This is a genomic window from Corynebacterium efficiens YS-314 (assembly GCF_000011305.1).
GTDB lineage: Bacteria > Actinomycetota > Actinomycetes > Mycobacteriales > Mycobacteriaceae > Corynebacterium > Corynebacterium efficiens.
Genome location: NC_004369.1, coordinates 41,221 through 60,119, shown reverse-complemented (window position 1 = coordinate 60,119; position 18,899 = coordinate 41,221). Strand labels below are relative to the sequence as shown.

Genomic DNA, 18,899 nt, shown 5'->3' with positions numbered 1-18,899 from the left:
CGGTCACTCAGTCTTCGTGGGTGGATGCGACCGGGTTGGTGTCGCAGGAAACGCCGAGAACCTCCCCGCGAGCCGTGGGGGCGGCGGGGAGGGCGTGAGCTTGTCGACGCGTTGATCACCGACCCATATTCAGCGGCGTGGTCGGTTTAGACGTCGATGTTCTTGGCACCGGCGATGGCCGCGAGTGCGGCGCGCAGCCGGGCATCGGCATCCTCAGCGACCTCGCGGACCTGGTCGCTCTCACCGAGCTGGACCATGGTCTGCGGATCGATCGTCTCGACGGTGGTGCGCTCAGCACCCGGGCCACGCCGGACCACGACATTACAGGGCAGCAGGGCACCCATCTCCGGTTCGGCACCCAGGGCCTTGCTGGCCAGACCGGGGTTGCAGGCACCGAGGATGACATAGTCACCCACGGCGTCGGCGGCCTCCTGGCCCAGTTTCTTGGCGAAGGTGGCGCGGATGTCGATCTCGGTGAGCACGCCGAAGCCATGCTCAGCCAGCGCCTCGCGGGTGCGGGCGACGGCATCATCGTAGGACAGGGACACGGTGACGGTGTGGGTGTAGGACATGCTCTGACTCCTTGGAGTTGGGTGACTCGGCATTTACTTCACGGGGGTTTACGGGCTGCGCAGTCTGCACGCCTACAAGCCTGACAGCGGATGATGGATCCGGCAAGGGGACCTTATGTCGGGGGTTATGCGAGGTTTATGCGAGGGAGAGGAAGAGCTTCTCCATCTCCTTCTTGTCCATCGACTGATCCGGGTTGGTCAGGCACTGCTCAAGGCCGGTGGCGATGATGGCGAAACCGGCGCGGTCCAGCGCCTTGCTCACGGCGGAGAGCTGGGTGACCACATCCTTGCACTCAGCACCCTCCTCCAGCATGCGCACCACGGCGGACAGCTGTCCCTGGGCGCGCTTGAGGCGGTTGATCACCGGTTTGATCTCGGTGGGTTCGAGTTCCATGGGGGTCTCCTTAAACAGACTTCAGATGTTCCCTCACCATAGCCGGAACAGCACATTTTGTATACCCCCATAGGTATGTTGCATACCTTTGGGGGTATATGGAACACTGGTGTGGCACCTACCCCGCGACAGTCTTGAAAGGACGCCCATGAGCTCACCCTCCACCACCGCCAACATCACCACCGTTGAACCCGAGGTCCTGCGCCAGTGGATCACCGATAACGAGGACCTCGTGGTTCTGGATGTCCGCTCAGCCGCAGAGTTTGAATCAGTGCACATCCGCGGTTCCTACAACGTTCCCCTCCAGCTGGTCTCCGAACACACGGATCAGCTCGCAGAACGCCTCGGTGGCCGCGTGGTTCTGGTATGCCAGTCCGGTGTGCGCGCCGAACAGGCCCGTCAGCGTCTCGGCGCCGCCGGTGTGGAAACCGCCCATGTGCTTGCCGGTGGGGTCAACGCCTTCGCCGATGCCGGTGGCGATGTCGTGCGCGGCGCCCAGCGCTGGGACATCGAACGCCAGGTCCGCCTGGTCGCCGGTTCCCTCGTGGTCACCGGACTGCTCGGTGGAAAATTCGTCTCCCCCAAGATGCGCGCCGTCGCCGGCGCGATCGGCGCCGGCCTGACCTTCTCCGGCGTGACCAACACCTGCGCCATGGGCAAGGCCCTGGCCGCGATGCCGTGGAACAAGACCGCCCAGAACCCCACCGCCGCGGAATCCATCAACCAGATTCCTAACACCTCGGCATAACACCGGTCCCCTGCAGCTCGACCCCTACTCCCCTACCTCAGCCTGTCTGGAAGGAGAACACCATGGCAGAAATCACCGTCCCCGAAGCCCAGCAACGCTACACCGATGAGCAGGTCCTCGACGTCCGCGAGGACTTCGAGGTGCGCGAGGGCATGATCCCCACCGCCCTGCACATCCCCATGGGCCAGCTGGGTGCCCGCCTGGATGAACTGGACAAGAACCGACCCGTCATCGTCGTCTGCCGCAGCGGAAGGCACAGCGCAACCGTTGCCGATGCCCTCAACCAGGCCGGTTTCACCGCCGACACCATGGCCGGCGGCATGATCGAATGGAAGCAGGCTGGCCTGCCGACGGGTTGAGCCGCCTCTGCAACAGGCGCTTGTCGACGAAACCCCTCCCCCACCTTGACCAGGACGGCCGGTGGCGGTTCGTACGGCGGTCCGCGCGGTATCGAGCGCGTTAAGGAGGATATGCCCATGAATCCGGCATGTCCCGCTTTGCTCAGTTGTGTGACAGTCCTTAGTAGCGGATCGCCACACGACCGTCGATGCCGCCACTCTCGAGCTTCTCGAAGACATCGGCGACGTCGTCAAGCCCGCACTCGGCAACCTTCGGCTTGATCAGGCCGCGGGCGTAGAAGTCCAGCGCCTCCTCCATGTCCTGGCGGGTACCCACCAGGGAACCGGTGATGGTCAAACCCCGGAAAACAACATCAAAGACCGAGACCGGGAACTCCCCTGGCGGCAGGCCATTGAACACAATGGTGCCGTTGGTGCGCGCCATACCGAGAGCCTGGCCGAACGCCTTCTCATGGACCGCGGTGACAAGCACACCGTGTGCGCCACCATTTGTGAACTCCCGGACCGCCTCGGCCGGGTCAACATCCCTCGCGTTGACGGTGAACTCCGCACCGAGTGACTTTGCCAGTTCCAGCTTGGAGTCGGCGATATCCACCGCGATGGGGCGCATGCCCATCGCCTTGGCGTACTGGACGGCGATGTGGCCCAGGCCGCCGATACCGGAGATGACCATGAACTGGCCCGGCCGGATATTCGATACCTTCAACGCCTTATACACCGTCACACCAGCACAGAGAATCGGGGCGGCCTCGAGATAGTCCACACCATCCGGGATGCGGGGCGCAAAGCGCGTATCCACGAGCATGTACTCACCGAAGGAGCCGTTCTGGGTGTAACCGCCGTACTGCGCGTTCGGGCAGAAAGTCTCGCGACCAGTGCGGCAGAACTCGCAGTTAGCGCAGGCGGACCAGAGCCACGCATTACCGACGATGTCCCCCACCGCAACGTCATGCTCGCCGGGCCCGAGTTCGACGATCTCTCCGATGCCCTCATGGCCCGGGATGAACGGTGGCTCAGGCAGCACGGGCCAGTCACCCTTGGCGGCATGAAGGTCCGTGTGGCAAATGCCGGAGGCGATGAGCTTGACCAGGGCCTGGTTCGGCCCCGGGGTGGGGCGTTCAACGTCCTTGACGGCAATGTCGGCGTCGAAGGACTCGACGAGGGCAGCTCGGAAAGTGGTCATGGTGGATCAGTCCTTATCTATAGGTGGGTTAGGAGGGCTTTTTTGGTTGACCGCCTGGATAACCAGCAGGTTCCTGCCCTACTGGCGATGCGACGGCTTCATAAGATGGCTTCCTGACGGATGCCGGAATCCGTGAAACCGCCGATGGAATTCTTGTAGTTCATTACTGCTCCTTCAGCCCCCAGAGTTACACAAGCACTAAGATCTTGTTTTCTGTGTCACATTTAGGCGGCTGGAGTGATACAAACCATAGCCTGAATGCAAACCGGGCCACAAGGGTGCACCGGAAATTCCCCCCATCCCCTATGGCCGGATTGGTATTGAGGGGTTAAATTGACCCCTCTTTCTTCCGGTGCAGAACGTCGCCCAGCTGGCATCGCACTTAATTCCTGGGGGCGAGGTCCGTGGGAACACCTATTAGTGATCGGACCCGACAACTAGCTACTTCACCACTAGACCTACAGGGTGCTGTTGCAACTTGGGGCGGGAGCCAAGAAGGCTCCGTTTTTATTGTGTGATCAACGCTATGTGCCTGTGTTGTCAGGCCGTCTCGAATACCCGGCTAACAATCACTGCATCCGGATTCGGGTGACCGTAGGCAAACATCGTGCCCTGCCCCTTCCGCAATGAGTGTATCGCTTCCATCCCTTTCAACGTCCGGTAGGCAGACGTTCGGTTTTTGAATGCTCCTTTCGGCCCCAGGATCCGCTTTAACCGGCCATGATCGCCTTCAATGACGTTGTTGAGGTATTTCACCCGACGATGCTCGACCGTCGATGGACAGACGCCTTCCGCCTTCAGCTCAGAGATTGCCCTGGCGAGTGAGGGGGCCTTGTCGGTGCTGATCACCCGCGGATAGCCTGCCGATTTATTCAACCGCAGCGTCTTCGCCAGGAAACGCTTCGCCGCCGCGACGTTTCTCTTCGGGGAGAGGTAGAAGTCCAGGGTCTGGCCACCGGCGGTGATTGCCCGATAGAGGTAGCACCACTTTCCCCCGACCCGGATATAGGTCTCATCCACCCGCCAGGACCTGGCCTGCCAGTCAGGAACTTGCCGATACCACCGGGTCTTCTTATCCAGCTTGAGGTGCATATTTCTGGACCCAGCGGTAGATCGTGGTGTGATCGACCGGCACTCCCCGCTCGGTCATCATCTCTTCGAGGTCGCGATAGCTCACGCCGTAGCGGCAGTACCACCGCACCGCCCACAGGATGATTTCACGAGGGAACTGCCGACCGGAGAAGATGCCCATGGACCTGATTATTCCACGCCGGTCTTCCTACTGCCCCAACTTTGCAACAGCACCAGACCACCCCCAAAACCGCGACTTGACACCTCAATCTCATGCCGACTCCTCCTGAACAGGGCTAAGATTCATTAGTATTTCACGAGAAAAAATCGGACCAGGCTAAGAGAGCTAAACCTAGCGAGAGGTTTTCCGGGAATTTACCCAGAAGACCGTTGCTAAAAAGCGCTATTCACCCACCTAAAACTCTAACCAACGTTCTTCTCGCCTCGAAGTAGTTCGAAGAGTCCGAACTCCATCACCATCTCCACCAGTGTCCTAGCCGACATTTCTCGGGCGGACTTGAGGACCTCGTTGGAAGATTCCTCGTGCTGCCACAGGGCGTCTTCCAGGATGACCTGCAGCTGCGGAGAACTCGCGAAATCGATCTTAGAGTTGTTCCTGGCCTGCACCTCCAACTCAGGGTGATCGGCAGCCTCGGCCAGCAGGTTCTCAATGAAGCTGACCTTGTACTCGTCCTTGGCCGCCAGGTCACCGAAGTACTTGTTAATCTTCTCGATCAACTCTGTTTTCAGCGCATGCTCGGACTCCCGGGCCTTCGCCAACCCAGCCTCGGTCATACCTGTCAGACCGGGGGCCTCACCATCAGTGTTCCCGAGCCCGAGGTCGTCCTCACGGATCTTCTCCAACCGGTAATGGGTGAGTACCACATCCGAGACATCCACCGCCTCCGGCTTCTCGGCCTCGGCGGTGAACTCCCGTAGCAGTTTGGCCAGCAAGTCGGCGAACACTGCCATCTTCTCGTAGCGGGGGTCACCGAAGTGGAGGATCTGGCTGAAAAACGCATACGCCTTGACGTACTGGGACAACACCGCCTTAAAATCCAGCAATTCTTCCCGCCGCTGTTCATCCTGGGCAAGGACCGCTTGGTGCCAGGCGTTCTCGAACCGCTCCACGGCCGGTGCCAAATGCCCCGAGAGCTGGGCGTGCTTTCGGGCCGCGACAGTGGGCCTGGATGCCCAGTCGGCCCACACCTGGTCGACCTCAGACCAGGTGAAGATATGCTGAGCCTCCAGCTTGGAGATCAGATCCGCGACCAGATCCGGATCCGACTCCGTCTCGATGTGGGCGGCCTCGTAGTAGGTCTTGAAGGACTCGAGGATCTGCTCGGCGTCGTTGACGAAGTCCAGGACGTAGGTATCGGTCTTGCCCGGAGCACGGCGGTTGAGCCGCGACAAGGTCTGCACCGCAGCGATACCCGAGAGTTGCTTGTCGACATACATGCCCACCAGCAACGGTTGGTCGAAGCCGGTCTGGTACTTGTTGGCCACCACGAGGATGTTCTGTCCGTCCTGGGCGAACACACTGGCCAGATCCCGACCCTTGAGTGCCGGGTTCATACTCATCTCGGTGACCATCTTCTGCGCCGTACCCGGCAGGGAGGCGACATCCGGGTCAGGGACCTCCCCGGAAAACGCCACCAACGTCTGCAGGGGCAGGTTGCGCTCGGTGATCGCCTTCTCAAACGCCCGGGCATAACGCACCGCCGCCGCCCGAGAAGCGGTCACCACCATCGCCTTAGCCCGGCCACCCAGATGCGGCTGCACAGTCGAGCGGTAATGCTCGAGGATGACATCAACCTTGGACGCCACGTTCGTGGGGTGGAGCTCAACGAAGTTGATGTAGGCCCGGGTGCCCTGGCGAACATCCACCTCACCCTCCCCGACGTCTCCCGTGGGGGTGTCCTGCGGCCCGTCTGCCGGAGTGCTGCCGGGGGTGGTGGTGCCGTTGAGTGCCACACGGGCAGCCATCTCGTAGGTGGTGTAGTTTTTGAGCACATCGAGGATGAAACCCTCCTCGATGGCCTGCTTCATCGGATACAGATCAAACGGCTCCAACTCCTGGGTGGCCAGGTTGCGCCGGCCGAACAACTCCAGGGTCTTCGCCTTCGGGGTGGCGGTAAACGCGAAATAGCTCAAGCGCTTGTCCGCGTCACTGTGCGCAGCCATCGCCGCCAACGCGTCCTGGTCAGCACCCGGTTCCTCCAGATCGAACTCAGGTATCTCCCGCGTGAGGTAGAGCATCTCACGCACCGCCTTCGCCGAACTCCCCGTCTGGGAGGAATGCGCCTCATCGGCGATGACCGCGAACCTACGGCCTGCGAGCTTGTCTTGGTTGGCTGGGTCCTTCAATGCTGCCAGGGCATGCGGGAAGGTCTGCAGCGTCACGCCGACGATCTTCGCCGTTCCGCTGGTGAGCACCTGCGTCAACCGGGAGGTTTTCGACCCGTCCCCACCAGAATCAATGGCCTGGAAGGTACCGGCCACGGTCTCCAGCTGCTGGACCGCGTCCTGGAGCTGACGATCGAGCACCTGCCGGTCGGCGATGACGAAGACCGTGTCGAAGACCTTCTCCCCGGCCTTATCATGCAATGAAGCCAGGCGGTGGGCGGTCCAGGCGATCGAATCCGTCTTGCCTGAGCCTGCGGAATGCTGAATGAGGTAATTGTGCCCTGGGCCCTCGACCGCGGCCGCAGCGGCGATCTTGGTCACCGCCCGCCACTGGTGGAACCGCGGGAAGCGGATCTGGGAGGTCGTGGTGACCTTGCCGGTGATCGGATCCGTCTTAGTCTGGTGGTTGGTGTAGATGAACTTCGTGAGAATCGTCAACCACGTATCCCGCTCAAGGATGTCCTCCCAGAAGTAACTGGTGGCATGCCCCTGCGTCGACGGCGGGTTGCCCGCCCCACCGTTGTGCCCCTGGTTGAACGGCAAAAACACCGTCGCTGGCCCATCCAACCGGGTGGTCATCGCGATGCGGCGGTCCGTGACCGCGAAATGCACCAGGGCACCTCGCCCAGCCGTGAGCAACGGCTCCCCCTTGGGCAGACGCTGGGTGCGGTACTGGGTCATCGCCTGATCCAGTGACTGGGTGAACTCCGTCTTGATCTCCACCGTCGCCACGGGGATGCCGTTGATGAACAACGTCAAATCCAACCGGTTGCCATGCTTGGTGGAGTACACCAACTCTTCGACCACTCGGAGGCGGTTCTGTTCATAACGCTTTGTCAGGCGGGGGTTTTTGTCGTTGGCCGGGGGCATCTGCAACAGGCTGAACTTCTTCGCCCCAACCACATCCACCCCCTGCCGCAGGACGTTGAGGGTGCCACCACCGTGTTTTTCCTCCGCGGCGAGCTTCTTGGCCACCCGGTCCAAGATCCGATTCTGCCCCTTGGCCATAGCGGCTTCGGGGGCGTCCTTCGGCACGATCCGGTGGTAGTTGTCCGGGTCGGTCTCCTCCAACCAGCCCAACAAGTCGGGGACGAACAGGGCCCGGTCCTTGTCGTAGCCCTCATTCCCCTTCGACGCCAACCACCCATGCGAGGCGAGGTGGTCGACGACGAACCGTTGGAGATTGATCTCCCGATGAACCCCGGCACTCATACGTGGACCTCCAAATCATCCCGCAACTGCCCGGCAGCCGAACTACCCTGGGCACTCACATCGATCTGTCCAGTGACAGCCGCTGAAATTAGAACCGCCCGGCGTTCTTCGAGCAACCCCTTGGCCTCTTGGAGTTCTGCCTTAAGGGCACTGAAACGCTCCGCTGCTTCATCCAATTGAGCAGCCACTGCAATCTGTTGAGTAACAGGTGGGACCGGCAAAGTGATGCTTCGGAAAGCTTGTTGCGAAAGAGTTTTCATTGAATCACTTGCCCCTACGGCTAACCCGCGAATCTGCTCCCGGTAGCTCTGTGAGCGGGTCCACCAATAGATATATCTAGGCACATCAACTTCGACTGCCCACAGCCGGTCAGGGAGATAGACATCAGGGAGGTGCCGACCCACTGTCACTGCCTTACCTACCAGGTTCATAGTGTTCATTCGGCTGACTAGAAGGGTATTAATCCGGAGAGGACAGGTCAATCGCACATACTCATGTGGATCTACGCTCTTCACAGCGGTCTCATTGAGCTCATCCCCGAAAACGGCACTGGTGGCCAATACACCAGGTTCACCGGCCGCCGGCGCGAACTTCGCCGCTGTGACGCTTGTTCCTGTTGTCATGCTTTGAATCTGTGAACGCAAGGGCATCCGGGGGGCATCCAAGGACTGAAAACTCTGTTCAACTTCTGCGTGAAATCGTTCGTCGATTAAATCCATAGCTTGATCAAGCTCGACCGCCATAGCATCGATTTCGGCGGTTTCTCGGTCGAGGTAATCCGCAATCCAGTCCTGCTTATCAAGAGAGGTCACAGGTATAGGAAGGGAAGCGACATCAGAAGCGCTGACTTCAGTAAAGGTACTCCCCCGTCCCGCAGCCTGGAGAGTACTCATCTGGCTCTCAACTGCGTACTTGAGGAAGCGTGGCCGGGAAACTCCCGGTAGAGGGATAAGGGCTTTGCACCCTTGATTAAAAGCGGTGTCCATACCTGCGATTGCTGCGTAGCCGATAGGTGCCCGAGAAGAAATGAGTACTGACCCAGCGGGGGCAAGAGTCGACCCTGACTGAAGCCCCATAGCCGTTATCGACCGCTCGGTGGTCTGGAGACAACCGCCGTGGACTCGCCCTAAATCTACCGGAGTGGCCCAAGGAACATCCCCCTCCCAGTTGGATTCGTCAGGGCCAGGTGTTCCTCCGTTCTTGACCCGTGCAATACGACGGAGGGGAACAATGGAAAATTCCGAACTCATGCTTTCACCTGCTCGAGACGGACCCGGATGCGGCCGAGGACCTCATCAAGGTCTCGGTCAATGTCTTTGAGTGGGCGTGGGGGGACGTACTTATAGAAGTGGCGGGTGAACGGGATCTCGACACCTTCCTTCGTCTTAGTCTCATCGATCCAGGCGTCGGGGACGAAGGGGTGGACTTCGCGTTTGAGGTAGTCGTGGATGTCCTGGTCCCAGGGGACGTTCTCTGTGTCGCGCAGGCTGGCGTCCGCTTCGGGTTTACCGGCCTTGGTCACCAGCTCGCCGTGGTCGTCGTGTTCACCGAGTTCGGTGAGGACAGCCTTGAGGACGGCGGGTTTGAGGACAAGCCCCTCATCGGCGAGGATCTTTTTCAGGTCCTTGGTGAACTGGGCCCGGTTGGTAGACACCACCCCGTGGGTAGCTTCCTCCGCTTCCCCCAAAGCCTTGTCCAAGGCTTCCTGCTCCCACCCCTCGAGCTTGGCCACGGGTTTGGCGGCCAGGGCGCGTTCGATGCGCTGCGGGGTGAAAGCGTAGTTGAGCTTGAGGGGGCGTTCCACGGTGATGGTGCGGTAGTAGAAGTCGGTGGTGTTAAAGATCTTCGAGTGCTCCGACTCCACGAAGTTCCCGTAGAGCGTGGCGATGGTGGTGATGTTGTCGTCGGAGAGCATCTTGCGTTTGGAGCCAATGGACTTGCGCATCTTGACGAACATCTCGGTGGCGTCGATAAGCTGTACTTTGCCCTTGCGGGCGTGGTCTTTGTCCTTGTTGAGGATCCAGATGTAGGTGGAGATACCGGTGTTGTAGAACATATCCGTCGGCAGACCGATGATTGCTTCGAGGTAGTCGTTGTCGAGAACCCATTTGCGGATATTGGATTCCCCGGAGCCAGCCCCACCGGTGAACAGGGGTGAGCCGTTGAGGACAATGGCCCCACGACCGGCGGCCCCACCCTGAAGGCCGGGTTCCCGGAGCTTAGAGATCAGGTGCATGAGAAAGAGCAGGGAGCCGTCGGAGACCCTGGGTAAGCCGGGACCGAAACGCCCCGCATGGCCGGCGATCTCGTGCTCGCGCTCCACAGCGGGTCTGTCTTTCTTCCAGGCGACGCCGAAGGGTGGGTTGGACAGGGCGTAGTGGAAGGTCTGGTCCTCGAAGGCCGGGTTGGTCAAGGTGTTGCCCAGGGCGATGTTGGTGATGGGTTGGCCTTTGACGACCATGTCGGCTTTGCAGATGGCGTAGGACTCGGGGTTAATCTCCTGGCCAAGCAGGTTGACCTGGGCCTGGTGGTTGAACGCCTTGATCTTGTTGTCAGCCGCGGAGAGCATGCCGCCGGTGCCAGCGGTGGGGTCGTAGACCGAGCGGATAACACCGGGGGTGCTCAGTTCCTCGTCGCCGTCGAGCAGGATGGTGACCATCAGGTCGATGACTTCTCGGGGGGTGAAGTGTTCACCGGCGGTTTCGTTGGAGGCTTCGGCGAATTTCCGGATGAGCTCTTCGAAGATATGGCCCATCACCTCGTTGGAGACTACCTCGGGGCGTAGATCGGCCTTGGCGAAGTGCTGGAGGATCTCCAGCAGCAGGTCGTTGTTGGCCAGGTCGATGATGGTCTCGTCGAACTTGTACTGGTCGAAGATGTCCCGGACGTTCGGGGAAAACGCGTTGACGTAGTCGCGGAGATTCTCTTCCAGGTTATCGACGTCACCCTGCAAAGATCGCAGGTCATGACGGGAGCGGTTGTAGAAGCTGTAGTCATGGCCTGCCCGGTTGCGCAGCATACCCGCCGAGGGTGCCTGATCAGGATCGAGGCCCTCAATGGCGGTCAAGACGGCCTGCTTGGTGGGGGCCAGGACCCCGTCGAGGCGGGCGAGCACGGTAAACGGCAAGATGATGTTGCCGTACTGGTGTTGCTTGTAGGTTCCGCGCAGCAGATCAGCTGCGCTCCAGATAAAGGACGCGTGGTTAAACAAGATTTTCCTGATTTCTCTATGGGGCATAAAGGGGTATATCGGTAGAGACCGGGTCTGCCCAGAGGACGGGCGGGATTCTGCTTTTAATGTGGTTATACCGGGTGAGGTCAGGACAATAGCCAACGGGGTGGACATTGCCCTTGATTTTTGGAACACGTTATCGGAACAAGGTCATCGTTAACCGGTGATGGTGTCCCCTTCCCCGGGCTAGAAGGGGCTTAGCTTGGGGACTGCGATCAGCTGGGGGTGGCGATACCGGTGGCAATCGCGTCGGCCACAGCTTTGGTCAAGTCCTCCCATCGTTGGACTTGCTCCTGAACCTGGTGCTGGCGCTGCTGGAGGGTTTTGATGGCCGTGCCCAGTTTTCGTTGTTCTGCGATGTTGATGTTGGGTACCTCCACCAGCCGGAGATCAACCTGCGGGACGCCGATACCCGTGGATAGTGCACCGGAACGACGGACCGCGTCGATGATGGCGGCGAGAAACCAGGGGTCGACAACCTCAGGGTCGCATCGGATCACCTGGATCAGGCCGGTGGAGGGTCGCTGCTGATCACCTGTGCAGACGTCGACGGTGGTTGCTCCGATGCAGATGTCACCGGCGAGCAGATCCTCATCGCTGGGCCTGGGAATATGCTTGATGCCAGGAAGTTTGATAGCTGGGATGGTACGAGCAATCTTTTCCCTACTCAGCATAAGCTCGTCGAGTTCCTGTCCCACTGCGGCAATCGGTTCGATGGCGTTAACAGCTGCCGTGATGGTGGCCTGGAGGTCGTCAACTTGAGGAGGATGAGCCTTGGCCACCCAGTAAGTGGGCAATAGGGTTGCGTCCGCACCGATGAGCTCGAGACGGGGCACCTGGACCGCAGTAGCCAAGGCCGGGATCCTCTCCCCTGCCATATGGGCGGTATAAGCCTCGACGAGATCGTCCGTGTCGAGGGCAGAAACTTTTCCGAGCGACTTGTGGCGTGAGGCGGCATCCACGGTGGCGAACAGAACAGTGTCGGAGACATTGTCCGGGTTCTTGGTGAACACCACCAAGGCGGAAGGGATGGCGGTATTGGAAAAGAGGTTGTCTGGGAGGGCAATGACCGCCAGGAGCGACCCGTCAGCGACCATCGCAGGAAGAGCGGAGCCATGCCGGCGGGCATGCAATGCGGAGTTGAAGACATTAATGATCGCCAGGCCGGAGTCGGTAAGGGCGTGGTGGGCCAGCTGCAGCCATTTCGAGTCGTCATTGCGGCTAGGCACCCCGTAGGGCCAGCGGTCTGGTTGTTCTTCCAGGCATTCCTTGTTGACGGCAAGACCAAAGGGCGGATTCGAGCAGACCAGGTCGAACGAATCAGCAGGGAGCGCGCCTGCCTCGATAATGTCGCGGTGGGTCCAGGTCGCCGTCCAGTTGCCGGGGATCGCACGGGCCTGCGCCGTGGCCAGGGCGGTAGCGTTGATGTCGTTTCCCTGCAATGTGGCCTCAGGGAAACGGTGGTGGATGGCCTGGAGTGTTCCTCCGGCACCGCAGGCGAAATCCAGGACCGTCTTCGGTTCGGTGGGGATGAGGTCAGCGATGAGGTCGGTGAGGATCTTCGGGGTCGAGTACTCCCCTCCGTCCCGGCCGCTGCGGGCGAAGGCTTCATCTGCTGCGGCGAGCATGTCCTGTGGGCTGTATTCGTCCGCAAGCTTGGTATAGGTTTCCTGCATCTCTGGCTGAGAGAACAGTTTCTCCACCTCGTCTCGTAAGGGGACAGGAAGGTCGCTAAGGGAATTGACACTGGCCCGAGCAGCGAAAAAGGCCAGGGTAGGACCATACTTGGACGCCTCGACGAATCCCCGAATAGAATCTGCCATGCTCCAGACTTCTCGGATGGGGCGCCCGTTGTCCTTTAACCAGTTCAGTACGTCGATGCGGTTGAAGAGGATGGCTCTTCCCTTACCTGGCAGGGCCTGGGGGAAGGTGTCCGGGTGGCGTTTGCGCCATTGACTGACAGCTGCAGTACTGACTCCCGCGAGCTGGGCGATTTCGGAGGTGGTGATCTTGCGGTCGGGGGTGGACATTAGGCGATCTCCTGGGCGTAGGTGATGTGGGTTGTAGTGCGGTCGGGCAGGTAGAGGACGCGGCTGGCGGCACGGGTGATGTGGAGGGAACATGCCTCGGGCCGGCTGACTGCGGTGGTATGGAAGCCGAGGTTGTTCAGTCGGGTCAGTGCGAAGGCAAAGATATGGTCACCGCTGCCGATACAGATCTGGTCGACGTTCTTATTCAGTCGTGACGCGGCGATGCCGTCAATAAGAGCCATGTCCGCTCCATCGGGGCCCGAGCGTGGGGGTAGAAGATGGACGCTACGGATATCCCGGAGGGCGAAGGCAGCAACCGTGTAGTTGTGGTGGCTGGTGGAGACGGTGAATTGGTCGTGCGGGGCTGCCTGGGTGACGTGCACGTAGTCATGGAACGTGGAGGTGAGGATCTCCGGGTAAAGATCGGGAGTGCCGCAGAGGTTCTCGATATCGAGGAAGTGCTGGTTCCGGCTGGTGTACATGAGGTTCCTTTTGCGGGGAGTGGTGAGTTCCGCTGTTGCGGCACTGACTCAAAATTAAATTAAGTAGTACAAGAAAGCAATAGTACGTAACTTAACACCGGTTCTAATCCGTTGCTTAAATTATCGATCTGGGGCAAAGTAGTTTCTGTTTTCGCAGCTCAGGTAGTTAAGGTGTCGGAAATCCGCCATGGGTGGGATCCACCCCTATTTGGGGGATATTCGATTTTAGGCCTGGATCCATCAAGGTTGATGGAGCGACTCTCCAGCGGTGCTGTTGCAAAGTTGGGCGGAGAGCGGCGAAGACTCAGTTTCTCATTCCCTGATGGCCGCTGCGGGTGGGCGTTGTCAGGCCGTCTCGAAGACCCGGTTGACGATCACCGCGTCCGGGTTCGGTTGCCCGTGAGGGCAAACATCGTGCCTTGCCCTTTCCGCAATGAGTGCATCGCTTCCATCCCTTTCAGAGTCCGGTATGCAGATGTCCGGTTCTTAAACACGCCTTTCGGCCCGAGGATCCGCTTCAGCCGACCATGGTCGCCTTCCAGGGTGTTGTTGAGGTATTTCACCTGCCGGTGTTCCACTGTTGGTGGGCAGATTCCCTCTGACTTCAACTCGGCGATTGCCCTGGCTAGGGAGGGTGCTTTATCGGTGTTGATCACTCTGGGATACCCGGCTGACGCATTGGATCTGAGGGCCTTGGCCAGGAAACGCTTCGCTGCGGCCACGTTTCGCTTCGGAGAGAGGTAAAAGTCCAGGGTCTGGCCACCGGCGGTGATCGCCCGATAGAGGTAGCACCACCTGCCGCCGACCCGGATATAGGTCTCATCCACCCGCCAGGAACTGGCCTGCCAGTCAGGTACCTGCCGGTACCACCGTGTTTGCTTGTCCAGCTCAGGGGCGTATTTCTGGACCCTGAACCGAAGAAGCTCGCCTCGACCACTAACGCGCTAGAAGGTGGGTTCAACGCGCCGTTGAAACACCAGGCCCGGTTACATCGTGGTCTGCCGGTCCACCGCCAACGCGTAGCCCTGGATTGGTGGTTGTACCTCCAGACGCAAGCACCCGACGATCCTGTTCGGATCGCCGGGCACCAGCAGTGGGGTCAACACGCACGTCAGCTTGCAGCCACGGTGCTGGAAACCGAGATCGGGAACATCCACGGACACGATGACGGTCGACCAGCTACCTACGACACCGCGATCGACTCCACGTATTCACACTCTATGGGTATCCGCCAGGGATCGGTAGGCCGATAACACCGGATCTGGCTTCAGCGACACGCCGGAGCCAGACACACTTTTTGTCCCTTAACCCAGAAACTGAGTCTTCGCTGCTCTCCGCTCAACTTTGCAACAGCACCAAGAAAAGGCCCTGCGATTTGCGTCGCAGGGCCTTATCAAAGGGACAGTCAGCTCGAAAGCTCGTCTCCTTCTTCGGCTCCGGAAGACCGGTGCCGGTACATGTGCAACAGTATTACCTTGAAAGTCCGAATGCAAGGCAAGGATTGGCGTGAACAGACCTAACCATGTAGCCCCGAAAACGCTGTTAGAAACACTCCCCCGCGACCGTGCTGAATCTTACCTCAATCATTGTTCAGGAAACTCGGCTAGCGCTTCCGCTCTTTACCTGTGGGAAATGGATATGGCTGCGGCTCTGCATGAAGTGTTGAGCATGACTGAAGTCGCCGTTCGTGGCGCTATTGATGCACAGCTCCAGAGTTTCGCGAAGAGCCATGGTGTAGCCAGCGGTGAGTGGATCAAGGAAAGAGATTCGCTTCCTCACCTTTCAGAGCTCAGGTTCGCGAACGGTAGACCTCTTTTCGATCATGGCTCGTTGCGCAGGATGTCACGGAAACAGGAAGGCGGCCGAACAAGGATGCATCCGCGCTCCCAGGCCAGTACGTCACATGGCGATCTCATCGCTCAGGTGATGTTTGGGACATGGGGAGCAATGTTGCCAGATAAGAATGATTCCCGACCCCAGTCAGTACAGGATGCCATCAACGGTCTTTGGCGTGAAGCACTGCAGGAGGCTTTTCCCCAATACCGTTAAGTTAGTGGTGGGATGACGGTGACCACTGGGCCGAGTGGCCGACCACAATGATGGGATCGTTTCACCGGCCATTTCGACATCTTTCGTTTAATCACCCGCGGATTCTTCCGCCTTCGTCGCGGTGGGTTGAGGTACCTGGCCAGCCAAGACACTGCCCGATCCCATAAACTTCGGGCGGTGTGCGGGTCGTCAGGGGGGAAAAGAGCCCTGGATCACCGAACGACGGGTAAGCTTCAAGGCCTTAACAAATGACACCCGCACCGGAGGGTGCTCACTGGCAGTGGCCGCATCAGCCATCAGTGTCCTGATCGCGTAGTGGCAGCACAGATGCCCCCAGATCTCCTGACGCACCAACTCCGGGGACTTTGACCGCAACACCCTTTCTCGTCCACGCTGATGGGTTTTCAACTCATCGAAAGTGTTCTCGATCTCCCACCGGGCGTGATACGCCGCGATCAGATCCTCCACCGACACCTCATCAGGATCCAACAAGGTGGTCAACAACCGATGCTGCTGGTCGACAATGCCAGCCTCATCGTCACCGGTATCGATGTGGTAGTCCACCACCCGCACCATCCTTGGGGCAACCTGCCGCCACCCCGGCCCACTGCTCGGGGTAATCGTGGCCAACCATGTTCCATCCTCCAGGGTTCGCACATGGTGTGGTTTCACATTGTTCCGGATCCGCCACACCAGATCCGCACCACGGTCCTGGGCGGTAGCCCACCGGTGGAAACTATAAAACCCCCGATCAGCGACCAGTACTGAGCCTGGATCCAGCCGGTCGATCAGTTCATCAGCCAGGGTCGTTTCCCCGGTGCCCAGCCCGCCGATGACCGCGTCCAGGATCGCATGTGATCCACATTCCGCGATCGCCACGACACGGGCCTGCGGGTACCCGGCCTGACCACGTCCGGTGCCGGGACGCCCGAAATGCTCGACATTGGCTGGCGTATCCGGGACATCCAAGGTGGTGCCATCAACAGCCAACAGGCGTTTGCCCGCCAGCCAGGCCCCCTCCCACCCCGGCCGGGCCAATGGTTGGGCAACACGGGCAAACAACGCTGCCATCGGTTCATGTCCCAGCCTGACCCTGGCCTGGAAAATCGCGGAGCGTGACGGAGCAGGTACTGCCTGTTCCTCCCACCTGCAGGCCCAGGACAGTCCATCGGTGAGATCGGCGTAGATATCCTCATAGGATCCATCGGAGTTCAAAGCCATTGTGATGGTGTAATACACCATTACCCGGGAGGGCAGGATGCGGGATCGTTGCTGGGTACGACCGGCCTGCGCGACGACCTCGTCCACGACATCGGCCGGAAACACCCGGGTGAGCAGGCCCACCGAGATTAAATCCGATAACCGACGATCAGTATCAGGTTGTGTCCGTCCATGTCGAGGCATAGCACAACACTACACCCACTAACTTAACGGCATTGGGCTTTTCCCCACCGAATCACGACTATTCGACGGTTCACCGCTCCCCAAACTATTGGTGATCACGTCCGTGTTTCTGCCACGCTTCGCAACAGGGTGAATCATGTTGACTCCCTGTTAAACGTAGATGTCGAGTCTTATCTTGAAAATACGATTGCACCTCTGCTCCAGGCAATCGGCCCTGAGATTAAGCAGGTGATCATGGCCCAATCTCGTGTGCTCGCGGTCTGGCAACGACGGACGGTCCCGATGATCGGACCTGGGTTGAACATCAAACAGATCAGTCGGAACCATTGATCCTCACCACAATGCAGGTTCCGCGACTCACCCGACCCAAAAAACACAAAACCGAAGGCCCCACACTCTTTCGAGTTTGGGACCTTCGGTTGTTGCAGTCAGGAGCTGCGTGTTGTGCCCGGGGGGGGACTTGAACCCCCACGCCCTTGCGGACACTGGCACCTGAAGCCAGCGCGTCTGCCATTCCGCCACCCGGGCTGGGTGCTTATTGCGACTTGTCTAAGATAGCATGCACCCCACCAGCAATGCCAAATCCGCAGTTCAGAGCATTTTTCCAACACCCGCGGCACTCTAAGCCAAATCCAATGTCTGCGATTCAACCTATAACTTCTGGGGCCCAGACCCCTATAATGACGCTATCGTGCGTTTGCCTTTTCTTTGCCATGGCACGGCCTCGCTAACAGGGTCTCTCTGAGTCCTGGATGAGGATCCTGGTCACAGGGTGGGACAAACGCATGCCCTGAGGCGTTTTTATCTATGGAATGCACATTTAACTGTTAAGGAGGTCGCACCAGTTGGCTGGTTATGGTCGAGTGGCTAATGCGATGAACAGTCTGGCGAAGCTGGACAGTTCTCTGCAGCGCGGCCTCGATAATGCGTTGGCGTTTGTCTTCAGGGGTCGTGTTGTTCCGGCTGAACTTGAGGAGTTGCTCAAGCAGGAGGCTGAGGACAATGTGGTCCACACGGCGGACGGTTATGTGGAGGCACCAAATGTGTTCAAGGTGTCGGTGAGCCCGAATGATTTCGCGAATCTCCTGGAGACCTCCCCGGATCTGGCTGGCCGTTTCGCTGATCAGATGATGAGGTTCTGTAGGAATCATTCGTGGTCGTTGGCGGGTCCGGTGGTTGTGTTGATCGCTGAGGATCCTGCACGGCACACGGGCCAGTTGAAGTCGGACTCGGAGAAGGATCCGGATCCAGAGCTGAATAGTGGTTTCCTGCCTATGGACGGTGATGGTGTTCTAGCTATCACAGAAAGTGAGTCGAAGAACGTGTCCGACAATTCCCCTTATTCCGGTACCGAGTTCCTGCCCGCCCAGGAGGCGGCGCGTCCCCTGACCCACGGTGCACCGCGGGTGCAGACCGACGACAACCGTCACGTGGTGCCACAGTCGTCCGGGCCGGTGGTGACCCTGCTGCTGCAAGATGGCTCCAGCCGCACCTATCTGGTGAAGGAGGGGTCCAACATCATCGGTCGTAGCAATGATGCGGATCTGCGCCTGCCGGATACGGGTGTGTCCCGTCAGCATGCCGAGATCACCTGGGATGGTCGCGATGCCATCCTGGTGGATCTGAAGTCCACGAATGGCACCACGGTCAATGACACCCCGGTGGAGAACTGGCTGCTGGCTGATGGCGATGTGATCACGGTGGGACATTCCAATATCGAAGTACGTATTGTCAGCCCGTAACGGGAAAGGGTGAGT

At 59.5% G+C, this 18,899-nt stretch carries 14 protein-coding genes, 1 tRNA gene and 2 pseudogenes; 4 read left to right on the top strand and 13 right to left on the bottom strand.

Annotated elements, in window-relative coordinates:
- Nucleotides 1-146: 146 nt before the first annotated feature.
- Both CE_RS00550 and CE_RS00545 read right to left on the bottom strand, forming a co-directional pair.
- A complete protein-coding gene (locus CE_RS00550) occupies nucleotides 147-572 on the bottom strand; it encodes a DUF302 domain-containing protein (RefSeq protein ID WP_006768635.1) in 426 nt (141 codons plus the stop codon).
- A 136-nt stretch (nucleotides 573-708) separates the two neighbouring features.
- Nucleotides 709-966, bottom strand: a complete 258-nt coding sequence (locus CE_RS00545; protein ID WP_006768636.1) for a metal-sensitive transcriptional regulator — start codon at nucleotides 964-966, stop codon at nucleotides 709-711.
- A 148-nt stretch (nucleotides 967-1,114) separates the two neighbouring features.
- On the opposite strand from CE_RS00545, the gene CE_RS00540 reads away from it, so the two are divergent.
- Nucleotides 1,115-1,714, top strand: coding sequence for a rhodanese-like domain-containing protein (locus tag CE_RS00540; protein WP_006768637.1), 600 nt, complete (start codon nucleotides 1,115-1,117; stop codon nucleotides 1,712-1,714).
- Nucleotides 1,715-1,776: 62 nt separating this feature from the next.
- Entirely contained in the window at nucleotides 1,777-2,073 is a 297-nt protein-coding gene (locus CE_RS00535; RefSeq protein WP_006768638.1) for a rhodanese-like domain-containing protein, read from the top strand.
- A gap of 160 nt (nucleotides 2,074-2,233) precedes the next feature.
- On the opposite strand, the gene CE_RS00530 is transcribed toward CE_RS00535, so the two are convergent.
- From CE_RS00530 to CE_RS15335, 9 genes and pseudogenes are all read right to left on the bottom strand, one after another.
- The gene (locus CE_RS00530; RefSeq protein ID WP_006768639.1) at nucleotides 2,234-3,256 is read right to left on the bottom strand and encodes a zinc-dependent alcohol dehydrogenase; all 1,023 of its coding nucleotides are present in this window, start codon (nucleotides 3,254-3,256) and stop codon (nucleotides 2,234-2,236) included.
- 540 nt (nucleotides 3,257-3,796) lie between these two features.
- Nucleotides 3,797-4,508, bottom strand: a pseudogene (locus tag CE_RS00525) (IS6-like element IS1628 family transposase).
- Between the two features lie 242 nt (nucleotides 4,509-4,750).
- On the bottom strand, nucleotides 4,751-7,945 hold the full coding sequence (locus tag CE_RS00520; protein WP_006768643.1) for a type I restriction endonuclease subunit R: 3,195 nt from the start codon (nucleotides 7,943-7,945) through the stop codon (nucleotides 4,751-4,753).
- Nucleotides 7,942-9,195 (bottom strand): restriction endonuclease subunit S, encoded by a 1,254-nt coding sequence (locus tag CE_RS14495; protein WP_011074786.1) that lies wholly within the window; start codon nucleotides 9,193-9,195, stop codon nucleotides 7,942-7,944. Before CE_RS14495 ends, CE_RS00520 begins: the two co-directional genes overlap by 4 nt.
- On the bottom strand, nucleotides 9,192-11,183 hold the full coding sequence (locus CE_RS00510) for a type I restriction-modification system subunit M (RefSeq protein ID WP_006768645.1): 1,992 nt from the start codon (nucleotides 11,181-11,183) through the stop codon (nucleotides 9,192-9,194). The genes CE_RS14495 and CE_RS00510 overlap by 4 nt, the downstream gene beginning before the upstream one ends.
- Nucleotides 11,184-11,392: 209 nt before the next feature.
- Nucleotides 11,393-13,207 carry an N-6 DNA methylase gene (locus tag CE_RS00505; RefSeq protein WP_006768646.1) on the bottom strand — a complete coding sequence of 605 codons (1,815 nt, stop codon included), beginning with the start codon at nucleotides 13,205-13,207 and terminating at the stop codon, nucleotides 11,393-11,395.
- Nucleotides 13,207-13,689, bottom strand: a complete 483-nt coding sequence (locus CE_RS00500; RefSeq protein WP_006768647.1) for an NYN domain-containing protein — start codon at nucleotides 13,687-13,689, stop codon at nucleotides 13,207-13,209. Before CE_RS00500 ends, CE_RS00505 begins: the two co-directional genes overlap by 1 nt.
- Before the next feature lie 345 nt (nucleotides 13,690-14,034).
- Nucleotides 14,035-14,597 (bottom strand): annotated as a pseudogene (locus CE_RS00495) (IS6 family transposase); the annotation flags it as partial.
- Nucleotides 14,598-14,675: 78 nt separating this feature from the next.
- Complete coding sequence (locus tag CE_RS15335; protein ID WP_156060061.1) at nucleotides 14,676-14,846, bottom strand: hypothetical protein; 171 nt, start codon at nucleotides 14,844-14,846, stop codon at nucleotides 14,676-14,678.
- Between the two features lie 349 nt (nucleotides 14,847-15,195).
- Between CE_RS15335 and CE_RS00485 the strand changes: the two genes are divergently transcribed.
- Nucleotides 15,196-15,738 carry a hypothetical protein gene (locus CE_RS00485; protein ID WP_011074785.1) on the top strand — a complete coding sequence of 181 codons (543 nt, stop codon included), beginning with the start codon at nucleotides 15,196-15,198 and terminating at the stop codon, nucleotides 15,736-15,738.
- 189 nt (nucleotides 15,739-15,927) lie between these two features.
- On the opposite strand, the gene CE_RS00480 is transcribed toward CE_RS00485, so the two are convergent.
- Both CE_RS00480 and CE_RS00475 read right to left on the bottom strand, forming a co-directional pair.
- The gene (locus CE_RS00480; RefSeq protein WP_011074783.1) at nucleotides 15,928-17,142 is read right to left on the bottom strand and encodes an IS4-like element ISCef4 family transposase; all 1,215 of its coding nucleotides are present in this window, start codon (nucleotides 17,140-17,142) and stop codon (nucleotides 15,928-15,930) included.
- 445 nt (nucleotides 17,143-17,587) lie between these two features.
- Nucleotides 17,588-17,670, bottom strand: a tRNA-Leu gene (locus CE_RS00475).
- Between the two features lie 347 nt (nucleotides 17,671-18,017).
- Here CE_RS00475 and CE_RS15550 point away from each other — a divergent pair.
- The gene (locus CE_RS15550; RefSeq protein ID WP_006768651.1) at nucleotides 18,018-18,884 is read left to right on the top strand and encodes a DUF3662 and FHA domain-containing protein; all 867 of its coding nucleotides are present in this window, start codon (nucleotides 18,018-18,020) and stop codon (nucleotides 18,882-18,884) included.
- The last annotated feature ends 15 nt before the right edge of the window (nucleotides 18,885-18,899 follow it).